The organism is Enterococcus sp. DIV1314a, assembly GCF_051713805.1.
Taxonomy (GTDB): Bacteria; Bacillota; Bacilli; order Lactobacillales; family Enterococcaceae; genus Enterococcus_I; species Enterococcus_I aquimarinus.
In genome coordinates, this window is record NZ_JBIOQP010000001.1 from 1322834 (window position 1) to 1339157 (window position 16324).

At 39.9% G+C, this 16324-nt stretch carries 13 protein-coding genes; 11 read left to right on the forward strand and 2 right to left on the reverse strand.

The features are described 5' to 3' along the window. Positions 1–31 precede the first annotated feature (31 nt). Positions 32–595, reverse strand: coding sequence for a peptide deformylase (gene def / locus IGI68_RS06300; RefSeq protein WP_273230406.1), 564 nt, complete (start codon positions 593–595; stop codon positions 32–34). Between the two features lie 449 nt (positions 596–1044). Here def and IGI68_RS06305 point away from each other — a divergent pair, with 449 nt between their 5' ends. The 11 genes from IGI68_RS06305 (at position 1045) to IGI68_RS06355 (ending at position 15049) form a co-directional block, all read left to right on the forward strand. Beyond that, a complete protein-coding gene (locus IGI68_RS06305; protein WP_273230404.1) occupies positions 1045–1716 on the forward strand; it encodes a TetR/AcrR family transcriptional regulator in 672 nt (223 codons plus the stop codon). Next, positions 1709–3433: an ABC transporter ATP-binding protein gene (locus tag IGI68_RS06310; RefSeq protein ID WP_273230402.1), complete on the forward strand. Its 1725-nt coding sequence runs from the start codon at positions 1709–1711 to the stop codon at positions 3431–3433. Before IGI68_RS06305 ends, IGI68_RS06310 begins: the two co-directional genes overlap by 8 nt. Then, positions 3433–5313: an ABC transporter ATP-binding protein gene (locus IGI68_RS06315; RefSeq protein ID WP_273230400.1), complete on the forward strand. Its 1881-nt coding sequence runs from the start codon at positions 3433–3435 to the stop codon at positions 5311–5313. The genes IGI68_RS06310 and IGI68_RS06315 overlap by 1 nt, the downstream gene beginning before the upstream one ends. Positions 5314–5552: 239 nt before the next feature. Then, positions 5553–6281 carry an ABC transporter ATP-binding protein gene (locus IGI68_RS06320; RefSeq protein WP_273230399.1) on the forward strand — a complete coding sequence of 243 codons (729 nt, stop codon included), beginning with the start codon at positions 5553–5555 and terminating at the stop codon, positions 6279–6281. Between the two features lie 2 nt (positions 6282–6283). Continuing rightward, positions 6284–7501, forward strand: coding sequence for an ABC transporter permease (locus IGI68_RS06325; RefSeq protein ID WP_438731452.1), 1218 nt, complete (start codon positions 6284–6286; stop codon positions 7499–7501). A 97-nt stretch (positions 7502–7598) separates the two neighbouring features. Further along, positions 7599–8375: a phosphotransferase family protein gene (locus tag IGI68_RS06330; protein WP_438731454.1), complete on the forward strand. Its 777-nt coding sequence runs from the start codon at positions 7599–7601 to the stop codon at positions 8373–8375. A 64-nt stretch (positions 8376–8439) separates the two neighbouring features. Continuing rightward, on the forward strand, positions 8440–9093 hold the full coding sequence (gene trmB / locus IGI68_RS06335) for a tRNA (guanosine(46)-N7)-methyltransferase TrmB (protein ID WP_071874911.1): 654 nt from the start codon (positions 8440–8442) through the stop codon (positions 9091–9093). Positions 9094–9712: 619 nt separating this feature from the next. Then, positions 9713–10930 carry a dicarboxylate/amino acid:cation symporter gene (locus IGI68_RS06340; protein ID WP_438731457.1) on the forward strand — a complete coding sequence of 406 codons (1218 nt, stop codon included), beginning with the start codon at positions 9713–9715 and terminating at the stop codon, positions 10928–10930. A gap of 75 nt (positions 10931–11005) precedes the next feature. Then, entirely contained in the window at positions 11006–12313 is a 1308-nt protein-coding gene (locus IGI68_RS06345) for a citrate transporter (RefSeq protein ID WP_438733230.1), read from the forward strand. 42 nt (positions 12314–12355) lie between these two features. Further along, positions 12356–13579, forward strand: a complete 1224-nt coding sequence (locus IGI68_RS06350; RefSeq protein WP_438731460.1) for an amidohydrolase family protein — start codon at positions 12356–12358, stop codon at positions 13577–13579. A 312-nt stretch (positions 13580–13891) separates the two neighbouring features. Next, entirely contained in the window at positions 13892–15049 is a 1158-nt protein-coding gene (locus IGI68_RS06355) for a GGDEF domain-containing protein (RefSeq protein ID WP_438731463.1), read from the forward strand. 85 nt (positions 15050–15134) lie between these two features. On the opposite strand, the gene IGI68_RS06360 is transcribed toward IGI68_RS06355, so the two are convergent. Further along, complete coding sequence (locus tag IGI68_RS06360) at positions 15135–16319, reverse strand: M20 family metallopeptidase (protein ID WP_438731466.1); 1185 nt, start codon at positions 16317–16319, stop codon at positions 15135–15137. Positions 16320–16324 lie beyond the last annotated feature (5 nt).

Genomic DNA, 16324 nt, shown 5'->3' on the forward strand with positions numbered 1-16324 from the left:
CTTTTTTGGTCGATTTGTACTTAAACGCGGATTATTCAATCACTAATACATCTGGTCTTAAGGCAAAAGGATTGTCTTTATTGATATGATCATAAAACATAATCCCGTTGAGGTGATCCACTTCATGTTGGAGAACAATCGCGCTATAGTTTTTAAAGCGCATTTTCTTGCTTTCACCGGCCGCATTCGTATAAGAGACCGTAATGCGTGCTGGACGAATGACATAGCCAGGAACGTCACGATCCACTGACAAACAGCCTTCTCCATCGCCTAAACAAGCTTCTTGCACTGAGTGACTCACAATTTTAGGGTTATACAAGACCTCGCGCACAACGGGTTCTGGTTTTTCGGGATCATTACTGGGGATTAAAACCGCGATGATTCGTTTGGGAATCGCTAATTGCGGTGCTGCTAACCCAACGCCCCCACGTAATGCTAATTCTTCGGCTTTCACCGGATCTTGGCTATTTTCCAAAAATTCTAACATTTCTTGTCCTAAGGTGATATCTTCCTCACTTAAAGGAAAAGCAACCGGCTGAGCGGTCTCTCGCAAAGTGGGATGTCCTTCACGAATAATATCTTTCATCGTAATCATGTAAGATTCTCTCTCTCCTCTCAATCAATACAAGTCCGTTTGATTTGACTTTCCATTCGTTAGTTTACCATAAAATACCGAAAAGAGGAAAAGGAGAAAGCGCGGAAACACAAGAAATAGTAAGAAAAACAAATAGATTTTCTCGAAGAATCATCAAATAATCGTCAGACTATTTTTTCGATTACAGATACTCTGAAGCATCGCAAGTCAGCGAGCTTTAGGAAAGCCGTGAAACAAGTTTGACTAGCGTTACCCAATGCGCTCACCGAATATTTAACAAAAATCCAGTAGTTCTCTCGCGTCATCATCTGAGAAGACGACAGTCAAAAGGATACGGTAGCTTTTAGAAAATTTTTGAAGGTTGCACACTTGAAATTTATCGAGAGAAGTAGTAACATGACACCATGTCATATGACAAGGTGTCATGTTTTGGTTAGGAGGAATGAGATGTGCCAACAGAAACGTTTTTTAATTTACCAAAAGAAAAGCAACAACGAATTTTAAAAGCCGCGGCTCAGGAATTCTCGCAAGCGGGCTTAAACGAAGCCTCGATTGCCAAGGTGATTCGCACGGCTGATATCTCTCGTGGTAGTTTTTACCAATATTTTAGGGATAAAGAGGACTTGTACTATTATTACTTCCAAACGCTAAAAAGAAGTGGGCACCGTTATTTAATTCAAACGATCGAAGACAAAGACGGGGATTTATTTGCCGGAGTGGAAGATTATTTTCTGCGTTTATTGCCTGAAGTGTTTGAAGGAGAGAATCGGTCGTTCTTTCGCCATCTTTTTTTAAATATGGATTCACATGGGTTTCAACGCGTCATTCCTTGTTTGGAAAAAAAAGAGGGCCATCACGCAGCATTTCACAGTCATGAGCGCGAAAAAAACCAGCAAGAATTAGTCCGAGTCGTCAATCAAGCTTCGTTGAATGTTCAAAATGATGACGAGTTGATTTTGTTGTTCAAACTGTTGATGCATCTTCTTTTTTCGACCATTGCGGAAGGCTGTCGGCAGCAAGAAGAGTCGGCGAACGTTTCGCTCGACACAATGAAGGAGCAATTTGCGCTCAAAATACAATGGCTGAAAAAAGGTGCCAGAAAGGAAAATGAACATGATTAAATTAGTGAAACGAGTCTCTGTTGTTTCTGCAATCATGGCGATCTTATTTATGGTCGTTCAAGTGGTTTCAGAACTCTATTTGCCAAATTTAACAGCAAATATTATTAATAACGGAGTGGCAACAGGTGATATTCCTTATATTTGGCGCACAGGGATTTTCATGTTGGGTTTTTCGTTGATTAGCATTCTCGCAGCGGTAGGGAACACCTATTTTGCGACGAAAGAATCCCAACAGTTAGGTCGGAAACTTCGAACGGAGGTCTACCAAAAAGTCGAACACTCCTCTACGAAGATGTTTGATAAATATGGGACAGCTTCTTTAATTAACCGGACGACCAATGATATTAACCAAGTGGCCTTAGTAACGCAAATGTTTTTGCGCATGATGATCAATGCGCCCATCACCTTAATTGGTGCCAGTATTTTAGCTTACCAAAAAGATGCCCAACTAACGAAAATATTCTTAGTTGTTGTGCCAATTATGATGGTTCTAATTGGGGTTATCATGTATTTCTCAGTCCCTTTATTTAAAAGTATGCAAGAAAAAACAGACCGTTTGAACTTAATTTTCCGTGAGAATTTAACGGGAGTTCGAGTGATTCGCGCTTTCAATAAAACAGCTTATGAAGAAAAACGCTTTGATGATGCGAGTATGGATTACACCAATACAGCGATTAAAGTGAATACGATTGTTTCGAGTATGATGCCCATGATGACCTTAATTATGAGTGGAACGAATATTGCCATTACGTGGTTTGGCGCACAATATATTGCCGATATGCAATTAGAAGTCGGTAATTTAATTGCGTTTATGACCTACGCGATGCAAATTTTATTTAGTTTCATGATGTTAGCGATGATTTTTGTGATGGTTCCAAGAGCGCAAGCCTCTGCCAAGCGGATTAACGAGATTTTAGAAGAAGAAGTCGACGTCTTAGACCCAGTTGAACCACAAGTTGTAACCCGTCAAGGTGCTGCGGCAACCCTTTCGTTTAATCAAGTCGATTATCGTTATGATGGGGCCGAAAAACGAACGCTGGAAGATGTCTCATTTGAGGCGACATCCGGCCAAATGGTGGCGATTATCGGTGGGACAGGTTCAGGGAAAACGACGCTCGTGAATTTGATTCCCCGTTTATATGATATTGAAAGTGGCGAAATTAAGCTGAATGGGAAAAATATTACCCAGCTCACTCAAAAAAATGTCCGCGAATTGATTGGCTTTGTCCCACAAAAAGCCGTGCTCTTTTCGGGAACGATTCGTCAAAATATGCAGTATGGTAACCAGCACGCGACGGACGAAGAAATTTGGCAAGCGTTAAGAACGGCGCAAGCTGAAGAATTTGTTGCTTCATTGCCGGACGGTTTAGATAGTCGGGTTGAACAAGGTGGCGGCAATTTTTCGGGTGGCCAAAAACAACGCTTAGCCATCGCCCGTGCGTTAGTTAAACCGGCGGATGTCTTTATTTTCGATGATTCTTTCTCGGCGTTAGATTTTAAAACCGATGCGAATTTACGAAAAGCCTTAAAAGAAGATGTCACCCAAGGAATCTTAGTGATTGTTGCCCAGCGCGTCAGTACCGTGATTGACGCTGATGTCATCTTAGTCCTTGATGAAGGGAAAGTCGTCGGTCAAGGTACACATGCTGAATTGTTAGCGACGAATGAGACCTATCGAGAAATTGTCGCGTCTCAATTGAGAGAGGAGGACTTATAATGAGCGAAAAAGCAAAACGACCGCAAGCAGGACCAATGGGTGGCGGTGGCCCGGGTCGTGGCATCGGAATGAAAGTTGAGAAACCAAAAAACTTTGGTGCCACGGTAAAGCGCCTCTTTGCCTATATGTCTAGTCGTCTAATCGCCGTCGGATTTGTCTTTGTGTTAGCCATTACGGCAGTCATTTTTCAAATTCAAACCCCGAAAATCCTCGGAAAAGCGACGACGGAAATTTTTAGTGGTGTAATGGCCGGAATGAAACAAATCCAAGCCGGTGAACAAATCACCCGTTTCCCCATTGATTTTGAGAAGATAGCTCAGATTATCTTGGTTGTCATTGTGCTGTATCTCTTGTCAGCCGTCTTTAACTTTGGACAACAATTTATTATGACACGGGTATCGCAACGAACCGTTTATGAACTCCGTAAAGATTTAGATGAAAAAATGAGTCGTCTGCCGATTTCCTACTTTGATACCCATTCAAATGGTGATATTATGTCACGCGCTATTAATGATATGGATAATATTGCGAGTACGTTGCAACAAAACGTTACCCAATTTTTAACAAGTACGGTGACGTTTATCGGGGTATTGTGGATGATGCTGACAATTAGTTGGCAGTTAACCCTCATCGCACTGGTCACTGTCCCACTTAGTTTAATTGTCGTAATGATCGTCGCACCGCGCTCGCAAAAATACTTCGCCGCTCAACAAAAGAGCTTAGGATTACTCAACAATCAAGTGGAAGAAACTTACGGCGGGCATACAGTGGTCAAAACGTTTAACCACGAAGCAGAGGATCAAGCAGTTTTTGAAGTCGAAAACGAAAAATTATATCAAGCCGGTTGGAAAGCTCAGTTTATTTCCGCGATGATCATGCCGTTAATGAATTTCATTAAAAACCTCGGCTACGTCTTTGTGGCGGTGCTCGGTGGGATTAAAGTAGCCAATGGTACGATGACGTTAGGGAACGTGCAAGCTTTCTTACAGTACACCAATCAATTCTCTCAACCGATTACGCAACTGGCAAGTTTGATGAATACCATTCAATCAACCGTTGCTTCGGCGGAACGCATTTTTGAAATTCTTGACGAAGCTGAAATGAACGACGAACCTTCAGGATTGCCTGTAAAAGAACAGACACCTTATAAAGTGTCGTTTGAAAATGTGCAATTCGGTTACGATGACAAGCAACTACTCATGAACGACTTTAGTTTAGATGTTGAACCAGGCGAGATGGTTGCAATCGTCGGACCAACAGGCGCAGGAAAAACAACGCTGATAAACTTATTGGAACGCTTTTATGATATTTCTGGAGGAAGTATCCGCTATAACGGAAAAGATACTCGTGACTATAGCCGTGAAGAACTGCGCAGTCATTTTTCGATGGTGCTCCAAGATACTTGGCTCTTTACCGGAACCATTTATGACAACATTTTGTACGGCAATGAGCACGCGACGCATGAGCAAGTAATTGCAGCAGCAACAGCGGCTCACGTGGATGAATTCGTCCGGAAACTCCCAAATGGGTATGACACTGTTTTAAATGAAGATGCGTCGAATATTTCGCAAGGTCAACGCCAGTTAATTACCATTGCGCGGGCATTCTTAGCAAATCCGGATGTGTTGATTTTAGACGAAGCGACGTCGAGTGTTGATACGCGTACGGAGCATCTGATCCAGCGAGCAATGGAACGTCTTTTGGAAAAACGCACTAGTTTTGTGGTGGCGCATCGCTTGTCAACGATTCGTGAAGCAAGCAATATTATTGTCATGAACCACGGTTCGATTGTCGAAACGGGGAACCATGATGTACTGATGGCCAAAGAAGGGTTCTACGCCGATCTGTATAACAGTCAATTTTCAGAAGAAGCCGAATAAACAAGCAAATATCCATTTTAACGATAACCTAAAGGCTACGGCCTGTTCGTAACAGCCTCTTCATGTCCCTTCGTGAAGAGGCTGTTTTCGGTAGAGTAGTCTATCTTCTACCGAAATAATGGCAAAAAATGTTGCGATGATAAGTCGATAAGTCGCCTCAAAACGCCGCGGGTTTGTAGTACTTCTTTCTTTCTGAGCATGGTATAATGAAAACAATCAATTTTTGGAGGAAAACAGCGATGACCTTAACGCTACAACACGTCACAGGTGGCTACGGCCCAATCCCTGTGTTAAAAGATATTAGTTTTGAAATTCATGACCATGAGTTAGTCGGTTTAATTGGCTTGAACGGTGCCGGAAAAAGTACGACGATCAAAGAAATCATGGGTTTATTGCAACCACAAAGCGGCACGATTACGTTAGATGGGTTAAGTTTAAAGAAAGATCCTCAAGCGTATCGCCAAAAAATCGGCTATATTCCTGAAACGCCGGTTCTCTATGAAGAATTAACCTTAAAAGAACACATTGAGATTACGGCGATGGCCTATGATATTGCGCCTGAAGTGGCGAGGGAACGTGCGGCTAATTTATTGAAAGTCTTTCGTTTAGAAAATCGGATCGATTGGTTTCCGGCTAATTTTTCAAAAGGGATGAAACAAAAGGTCATGATTTTATGTGCCTTGATTACGGAGCCAAGTTTACTAATTGTCGACGAACCTTTTTTAGGACTGGATCCGTTAGCCATTCATGCCTTGTTACAACTCTTTGGCGAAATGAAACAACGAGGTGTCTCGATTTTAATGTCAACCCACGTCTTAGCGACGGCGCAACAACATTGCGATCGGTTCATTATTTTGCATGAAGGTCAAATTCGGGCACAAGGAACGATTGCGGCTTTGCAACAGGAATTTGACTTGCCAGAAGCTTCGCTAGATGATATCTATTTGGCCTTGACGAAGGAGGCATAGGGATGACCGATTTATTTCAACAGCGTGTTCGCCACCATCAACGGCGAATGCAGCGCTATTTAAAATATGTTTTTAATGATCACTTTGCCTTTACGATGACTTTTTTACTCGGCGGATTGGGCTTTTATTACTCAGGATTACTCAAAACATTGCCTTCTCCGTATCCGCTTGGGAAAATCATCGTTGTTCTTTTTTTGTTTTTGACGTTGTATTTCGGTCAATTTGCTAGTTTAATTCAGCGAGCCGATGGGATTTTTTTGTTACCAAAAGAAACGCAAATGCGCAAGTATTTAAATCAAGCGCTGATTTATAGTTGCTATTTGCCATTTGGGGTTTTAATTCTCACGACAGCGATGGCGATGCCTCTAGTCGTGATTGCGACGGGGAACATCTCATTTTCGAGTACGATTTTCTTTATTTTTATCTTATGGAATTTAAAAGGAAGTCACTTACTAATTCAACGCTTAGCTTTTTTCCAGAATGTGAAGGGCTTGCGTCAACAAAGTAAGATTCTTTGGACGGTAGTGAGTCTAGCTATTTTAAGCGTGAGTATTTTTGGCTCTTATGTCTGGGCTAGTTTGCTAGCCATTTTCCAAATAGTTTTCTTTTATCAATGGTTATGGGTCAAGATGCACGCGCCGCTTGATTGGGAAGCCTTCATCCACGCAGAACAAACCCGTTTGCGCCGGGTCTATCAATTTATTCATTTATTTACCGATGTTCCTGAAATGCAAGGGACGATTAAACGCCGAAAATCACTTGACTGGGTATTGCGTAACATTACCGTGACACAAGAAAATACGTATCTCTATTTATTTTCGCGCCATTTTGTGCGTGGAACGGAGTACAGTGGACTCTATTTACGTTTAACAGTCATTGGTAGCCTCTTATTATTTTTTGTGAATGATGTTTGGTTTGCGCTTGGGATTGGGAGTTTATTTCTTTATTTGATTGGATTTCAATTATTACCGTTAGCGCAACAATTCCGCTATGTTACGACGGTTCAGTTATATCCGATTCAAGAAAAACAAAAAGAAAAAGCCTTACGTCAATTGTTAACCGTGTTACTGAGCCTTTGCGCCCTTATTTTTGGAATCATTGGTGGGATCTCACTGGCATCTGTTCGTCAAGGATTCATTGTCACAGGTACCTATTTTGGCGTGGTCGGACTGTTTATTTTCATTTATTTACCTTATCGAATCAAAAAATTAACAGAGTAAGATTCACAAAGCGAACATACATGTGCTTGACTCAGACCGTTTAGGGGGCTAAAATAAATATTACTGTCTTAAAAAATAAAAAAGGGGAGGCGTAAAGATGGAACTGCGATTAGATAGCGGATGGAAAATCCAGCCAATCAAAGGCGATACCGGAAAAACATATTACGGCTTTAACGCAGAAGAAAAAGTCTTTATTAAACGCAATACAACCCCGATGTTAGCTGCTTTATCAAGAGAAGGCATTACCCCGAAACTTGTTTGGACGAAGCGCATGGGCAATGGCGATGTCTTAACCGCGCAAGAATGGTTAGAAGGTCGGATTTTAGCGCCGGATGAAATTGGTGAACGCAATGATGTGATTGATGTCCTTTATCATTTACACCACTCTGCTTCTTTAAAAAATATGCTAGAAAAAATGGGTGGGGAGACGTACACGCCCCAAAAAATGCTACAAGAATATCGCCTGAACTTACCGCAACATTTACAAGAAAATCCTTTTTTGGTCTTGGTGTATCAATACTTAATTCAACATATGCCGACGTTTCAGCGCGAGGAAAAAACCGTTGTCCACGGCGACGTGAATTGTCGTAATTGGCTCGTTTCTAATCACTACTTATATTTAGTCGATTGGGATTCGGTGATGTTTAGTGATCCCTTTGTCGATATCGGCTCCATCTTAGGTCATTATGTGCCGATTTCAAACTGGGAACAGTGGCTAATTAGTTACGGGATTCATCCGACAGGCGATGTATTAGAAAAAACGTATTGGTATGCGATTTTAAGCATGCTTCAAGAAATTAAAAAGTATGATTTAAAAGGTGAATATCAAAAAATGAATCAAGAAATCGTCCAATTAAAACGAATATATGTTTAGAAAATAACAGACTAAAAAAGCGCCCAGAAAGATCGCTTTTTGGTGAAATTAGGAAGGATAAGATATGAGAGTTAGAAAACGTAGTGGAGCAGAAGAACTAATTGCGAGTTATCCGCAATATGTAGTTGATGAACCCCAAAAATGGAAAGGTCGCTGGACAGAACGTTTTGGAAATGACCAACCGATTCATATTGAAATTGGGATGGGAAAAGGGCAATTTATTTTTGGAATGGCAAAAGCACATCCAGAGATTAATTATATCGGTATCGATATGCAAACGAGTGTCGTATCGTTTGCTTTAGATAAACTGATTGCTGAAGAAGTTCCTAATTTACAATTGTTGCATGTGGATGGCTCAGAATTAACAAATTACTTTGCGGATAGTGAAGTCGATCAAATTTATTTGAACTTTTCAGATCCTTGGCCAAAATCCAAGCATGAAAAACGTCGTTTAACGTACAAGACCTTCTTAGCGGTCGATGAACAAATTTTACGTCCCGCCGGCGAATTGCATTTTAAAACGGATAATCAAGGGCTCTTTGAATATTCATTAGCGAGTTTTTCGCAATACGGACTGATTATTCAAAAAGTATGGTTAGACTTACATGCGAGTTCTTACGAGGGCAATATTATGACCGAATATGAGCGTAAATTCTCTTCAAAAGGGCAACCGATTTATCGCGTTGAAGCAAAATTCCCAGATAAAACAAAAAAATAACTGTGTCAAAAGCGAACGTGATTAACAAGTTCAACACGCATTGATACAAATAAGAAGTGATACAAAAAAGCACTCTAGCCGGCACCAAAGGTCTAGAGTGCTTTTTGTTATGGTTAGAGTACAGACGAAAGAAGGGAACATTAGTACTTTACGTGCAAAAATAATTCGATTTAGAATGAAAGCGATCCTATAATTGGACAGAGTGAACATTCTTTTGGAAGCGTTTTATTCAATTGCTACAAAAGTAAAAAAATTCCAATAATTATGATACTCAGATTTGGTATCTATAAAAAAATCTGATAAGATAGGGGAGAAAAAGGAGGATTGTTATGGGTGGATACGATGAAAATTTAGAGCAGAATTCATCAAACAAAGAGAAGATTGAAAAGTGGGATTGAGCGAGGATGGTCATGTTGTCAAGTAAGATGAAGCGAGAAAAGAAATGAGAGAAACGTCTGCTTGTTTTGTGATAAAAAAACGTAAGCTCTTCAATAAGGTATTCGTAAGATTTCTGTCATTCTCGAATCGCACATCAAACAATTAGTTATTATATCGATTATTTTAAAGAGTATCATCCGCTTACAAAGAACCCGCCGATCAATCGAGGGGAGCGTGAAAAATGAAAAAAGTATCAATGATTACACAAATTGTCATTGCCGTCGTATTAGGGGTTGCGTTTGGATTGTTGTTACCGAAAATCGGGATTGAGTTAAAAATTATCGGGGATGCGTTCTTACGTTTAATGCAAATGGCGATTCCAGTTTTAATTTTAGGGCAAATTATTCAAGCGGTCGCGGGGATTAACCCCCAAGAACTCACGAAGCTAGGTGGTAAAACGATTGCCGTCTTTGGCATTTCTTCCTTCTTAGCTGCCGTTTGGGGTGTTGCGATGGCCGTGGTTTTTAATCCGGGAAGAGGCATTGATTTAGCAGGGGCTCAGGATTTGGGCATTCAAACCCAAGAAATTACGCCTGCTGAAACCTTTTTAAATTTTTTACCGACGAATATTTTCGATTCGCTATCAAAAGGTTCGATTATTCAAATTATTGTGTTCGCGCTCTTTTTTGGAATTGGCCTGAATCGTTATATTCAGACGAAGCCAGAGTCTAAATTATTTGAATTAATCATTGACTTCAATGAGGTCATTATCAATGTCATTCGCTATGTGATGTTGGTCGCGCCTTTAGGAATCTTTGCATTAATTGCGTCAACGATTAGTAATTTAGGGTTACAAATTATTTTACCGCTAATCAAATATCTGCTCGTTTACGCGACGGCATCCTTATTATTTATGGGATTATGGATTTTAATGATTACCATTTATTGTAAAGTGAATCCGATTCAATTAGTTAAAAACATGAAAAGTATGACGGTCATGGCGTTAGCAACGACATCTTCGGCGATTACCTTGCCGATTGCGATGGAAGAAGCCCATGAAAAACTTGGATTAAGCGACCGGATTACGAATTTAGTCTTACCTTTGGGAATGTCGTTAAATAGTAATGGTTCAGCCATGCATATGGCATTGACGGTGATGACGATTTCTCAAATGTATCAAATGGACTTTGATCTTTCCAAAATGATTACCGCAGCGATTACCGCGACTTTTGTCTCGCTTGCCAATGCAGTGGTTCCAGGAGCAGGACTAGTTTCTCTCGCGATTATCGTGCCGCAATTAGGGCTACCAATTGAGAGTATTGCTATTTTTGCGGGTGTTGAATGGTTTGTCGGAATGTTAAGAACATTCTTAAATGTGAATTCTGATGTTTATTCCGCGATTGTTGTCGCTCGTTCGGTAAATGAGATTGATTATGAAGTCTTTAATCAAAAAAATTAAGCAAGGAAAAATATAGAGGAGGCGTTATAAATGAACAAACAAAAATTAAGTATCTTATTCGCAGGGCTGTGCCTGATGTTGGCGCCAGTGACGGTCTTTGCTGAAGAAATGCAAGAAATTGTCGCACCAACAGGCTTTATGGCGGTGTTAACAATCGTACCATTAGTGATTGTCTTAGTGCTCTTATTTATGAAGGTAGATATGATTATTGCAGGGGTTGTCGGTGGTGCAATCGCGATGGTGATTGGTGGTATTGGATTAGCAGAAGCCAATCAAAAACTATTAGAAGCGATTCCGACAATGTTGGGCATTACTGTTCCGATTATTAACTCTGCTATTGCGATGGCAGTATTCAAATCAGGTGGCTATTCTGCTGCACTTACGTTAGCGAAACGTGGAACAAAAGGGAAAGTTGAACTTGTTTCTGTTTTTATCGTCATTTTACTCGCAGCCGCAACTTACATGTCTGGAATTGGTGGCGGTAGCGCGATGGTTATTGCACCACTTGCGTTTGCAGCGGTCGGAGTTGTACCTGAGTTAATTGCGGCAATGTCTTTAGCGGCAGCCGTTTCATTTACGACTTCGCCAGCATCACTTGAGTCTAGTATCGTCTCACAACTTGGCGGTTTTGACGTCAGTGAATATGTTGTGACAATGCGTCCGTACTGGTTACTATTTGTCGGATTAGCTTTAGTTTTAGCTTACTGGGGAACAAAACGTCGTAACGTCGGCTTTAAAGAAGTTGAAAACGATGAGTACGCAGAAATGAATAATGGCCAATTATTTAAATTAACCATTCCGGCTATTTTCTTACTATTTGCAGTTATTTTGGGCCCAGTTGTGAATAATCTTATCGGATTTGCACTTTTCACACCACTTGTTTATATGATTGCAACGTTAATTCTGATTTTCGCGTGTACATCATTCTCAATGAATAAAACAGTAGAATCCATGATTGAAGGATCGACATACATCTTAACTCGTCTCTTCCAAGTTGGGATTTTCTTAGCGTTCATTAACGTGATTGCCCAAACAGGAACCTTTGCGGTAATTGCGGGTGTAGCTAAAGGAGCACCTGCGGCCATTGTCGTACCAGTTGCTGTCTTAACCGGGATTTTAATTGGTGTACCAGCCGGAGCCTATGTTGGTTCTGTCTTAACATTGGTCTTACCTGTAGCAATTTCACTTGGTTTTTCACCACTTGCACTAGGATTTGTGACAATGGGTGTTGGACTTGGAAGTCAAATGAGTTTCGTAAATATTACGATGCAAGCTCTGTCTTCCGGTTTTGATATTCCGATTTTAGATGTTGTAAAAGGTAACGTGAAATGGATTAGTATGGCAGCGGTTGTTCTCCTTATCATTTCACTAGTGATGGGGTAATAATAAATAAGAACGATAATATATTAGGAGGAAGTAGAGAATATGGATATTTTAATTAAAAATGCACGTTTAAGCGATGACCAATCGTTAACAGATATTGCGATTGAAGCTGGAAAAATTAGCAAAATCGCGCCAAGTATCGAGGGAGAAGCAACACGCGTAATCGACGCTGAGGGTCGTGTGGTGATTCCAGGTCTTGTTGAAAGTCATATTCACTTAGATAAAGCGTTAATTGCAAGTCGTAAACCGAATAAATCAGGAACGTTAAAAGAAGCAATTGAAGTGACGGCTGAATTAAAACCAACCTTTACCAAAGAAGATATTTATGACCGAGCAAAAAAAGTTTTAGATATGATTATTCCAAACGGCGTGACGGCGATTCGTACGCATTCTGAATTTGATCCAGCACAAGGATTCACTGGTTTTGAAGTGATTTTAAAACTGAAAGAAGAATACAAAAAATTCGTGGATATCCAAGTTGTCGCATTCCCGCAAGAAGGAATCTTCAAAGCACCAGGAACGGAAGCGATGATGCATCAAGCAATGGAGATGGGAGCAGACGTTGTTGGTGGTATTCCGTATAACGATGCACCCGCGAATGACCATATCGATTTGATTTTTGAAATTGCGAAAAAATATGACAAAGACATTGATTTACACCAAGATTTTGCCGATGAAGCGGATCATATGAGTATTGAATATCTCTGTCAAAAAACAATTGATGAAGGTTATCAAGGCCGTGTTTCTGTGGGTCACTTAACAGCACTTCATGCCTTACCTGAAGAAAAATTAACGCCAATTTTAGAATTAATGGCACAAGCACAAATTAGTGTCATGGCACTTCCAGCGACTGACTTGCATTTAGGTGCTCGTAATGATGAATATAACGTCCGTCGAGCGGTAACACCAATCCGTAAATTACGTGATGCAGGCGTCAACGTATGTATTGCAACAAACAATATTCGCAATGCCTTCACACCTTATGGAAATGGCGATATTTTCCAAACGGCAATGATTGCGATCCCTGTAGCACATTTAGGGGGAGCAGACGATTTACCAACGGTGTTACCGATGATTACCGAAAATCCTGCGAAAGCCTTGAAGTTAGACGGATATGGCATTGGGGAAGGAAATAAAGCGAATCTCGTGATTTTAGATACGAAAGTCGTAAATGATGCGATTATCGATATCCCAACTCGTCTCTTCGTCATTAAAGACGGTCGAGTAACCGTTGAAACAACTAAAACGGTGACGGTTCACCAATAATAAATAAGCGATTAACGAAGCATCCACTGACAATCATGCGCTGATTGGAGTGGATGCTTTTTTGATGATAGATATCTGATTTAGAGAGAGGGAGTGGGAATTCTGTTCACTAAAACACAAAGAAAGAGTGGTTTAAAAGACAAAATAGTGGAAATAAATCGTAAGAAATTGTTTATTTAGCATAAAACGTGAATAAATGCAAATAATCAAGAATTCTTTTTTAAAACTCTCTCATAAATGACTATATTCGCTTATGATAAAGTGCTATAATGAGGATGATTATCATGTCAAAATTAAGGAAAGGGCGAAAAAATGAATGCTGCACTAGTGATTGTCTTAATTTTACCCGTATTAGTCGTTAGTTTAGTGATAACGGTAGATACGGTATTTCGTACGTTAGAACAATGGTTTCCAAAATTCGAGAGTCAATTAGGTGTGATAACGTTCTTATACTTTGTCTATTTATATATTCTAATAGCATTATCGACTTTTTTATTAGGTGAAATTATTTTTGAATACACGTTAGCATTATTTATTGCACATTATTTTTTTAAAAAAATCGGGAAAATACTTTTAGTGATTACCCCGTTTTTTATTCTCCTTAGTGCCCATACTTCTGGAATGTTAACAAATACCTCGAATTGGAACATTATTTTACTCGGTTTGTTACAATTGACATTGTACTTAATATATAATGAAACGCCGCTAGTAAAGAAAAAATGGAGTTTTAAACTTCTTTTTTTGCTGACGACTTATGTTTCGATTTATTTTAGGTGGGATGATATCAAAAATTTACAAAATGAACGGATCCTAGATGTTCGTTTACTGATATTACTGGGAGCGCTTATCATTGTTTCCGTTTTTAATGTTTATTATAATATGCGAGAAAAAGAGATTCGACACCATCGGGAAGTCATTTTGCAAAGTAAAAAGGATTTATTAACCGGTTCTTATAATTTTACGGCGTTAAATGAAGTCATTGAATTATTGAAAAATGAAAGTGTCAATGTCGTTGTTGGCATGATTGATTTAGATTTATTTAAATCAATTAACGATAAACATGGCCATTTAGTCGGCAACATCGTCTTAAAAGAATTTATTGATGTTTTAAGAGGGCAACTATCTTTAAAAATCGATGCAACCCAATTTGAGATTTATCGCTTTGGGGGCGAAGAATTTTGTCTTTTCTTTTATGATTTATCAGAAAAAGAAGTTTTTACATTATTAGATGATTTTAGTATTCGTTTGAAAGAACAAGGGGTTATCGTTGATGAGGATGTCCGAATCGATTTAACATTTTCGGCTGGGATTGCCTCGAATGATGACTATGAGAAAGATTTACTGACAACGATTGAAAGAGCGGATACCGCTTGTTACTATTCGAAGGAATTCGGTCGCAATCAAATCACTCTTTATGAAAAATTAGATAATAAAACACGTAAAAACCAACACTTAGAAGGCAACTTCTAAGCGTTGGTTTTTACTTTATAAAGATGAAACGACCACCGGAGCAATCATGCTCTGGCGGTCGTTGTAGTGACTTTCTTTGAACGACTTACGTTAAGGTTGCGATAGTCGTGTCAAATTCCTGTTTAATCGCCACTAGTTTTTCTGGATTTTCGAGTAGTTCTAAAATTGTTAGGCCTAATCCTTGAGCCGCTTTGATTAAGCCGTTTTTACCATCAGGCGAAATCGTCGCATTCGCCATTTCAACTGTGTGTGCATTGACTTCTTCACCACAAATTTTGATAAAACCTTGAATGGTTGGGCATCTATAGCTCACCGCACCAACATCAGTAGATCCTGTTGCCACTTCATCGACAGGATGAATATCGGTTAGTCCTAGTTCTTCGTATTTTTCGGTTAACACATCTGCTAATAAGTAGTTGATGACGGTATCTTCATAAGGGCACTCATACGTGGATGTTTGATACGTCACACCGTTTGCAGCACAAATGCCATCAACTGCTTTGATGGCTTTTTCAGTGATTTCTTTTGCGTAAGCCATCGTGGGTGCTCTAAAATAATATTCTAATGAAGCATAAGCGGGGATAACATTGGCTGCTTCGCCACCATCTTTAATCACGCCATGAATGTACGTATGCGGATTAACAAATTGACGGATTAAATTGATTTGTAAGTAACTCATTACGGCTGCGTCTAAGGCAGAAGCACCGGATTGTGGTTTACAAGCATGAGCGTTTGTTCCGAAAAATTCAAATTTAATCGGATTTAAGGCAGAAGAACGTCCGCCGACGCCATTATGACTACCTGGATGAACCATTAATGCCACATCCACATCGTCAAAGACGCCCGCTTCTGACATGCTGACCTTGCCACCAAAGTTTTCTTCTGCCGGTGTTCCAACAACTAATAATTTGCCACCGAACTGATCAATCACCGCTTTTACCGCTTCACCGGTGGCAATGCCAATCCCGGCAATTAAGTTATGTCCGCAACCATGTCCGACTTCAGGTAAAGCATCGTATTCACACATGACAGCAATAGTAGGTCCAGCTTTTCCTGTATCGTATTCCCCAATAAAACCAGTTGGAACAACGTAGCCGGATGTGGTTTTAAAGCCAGCTTGATCGAGATAATTGACTAAAAGCGCCATTGTTTCAAATTCTTCATTTCCAATTTCTGGATTATCATACATCGTTTGCACAAGTTCCATGTAATCATCAATGTTATTTTCAATTGATGCTAAGATTGTTTCCTTTGCTGATAAAGTTGTCATTGTAA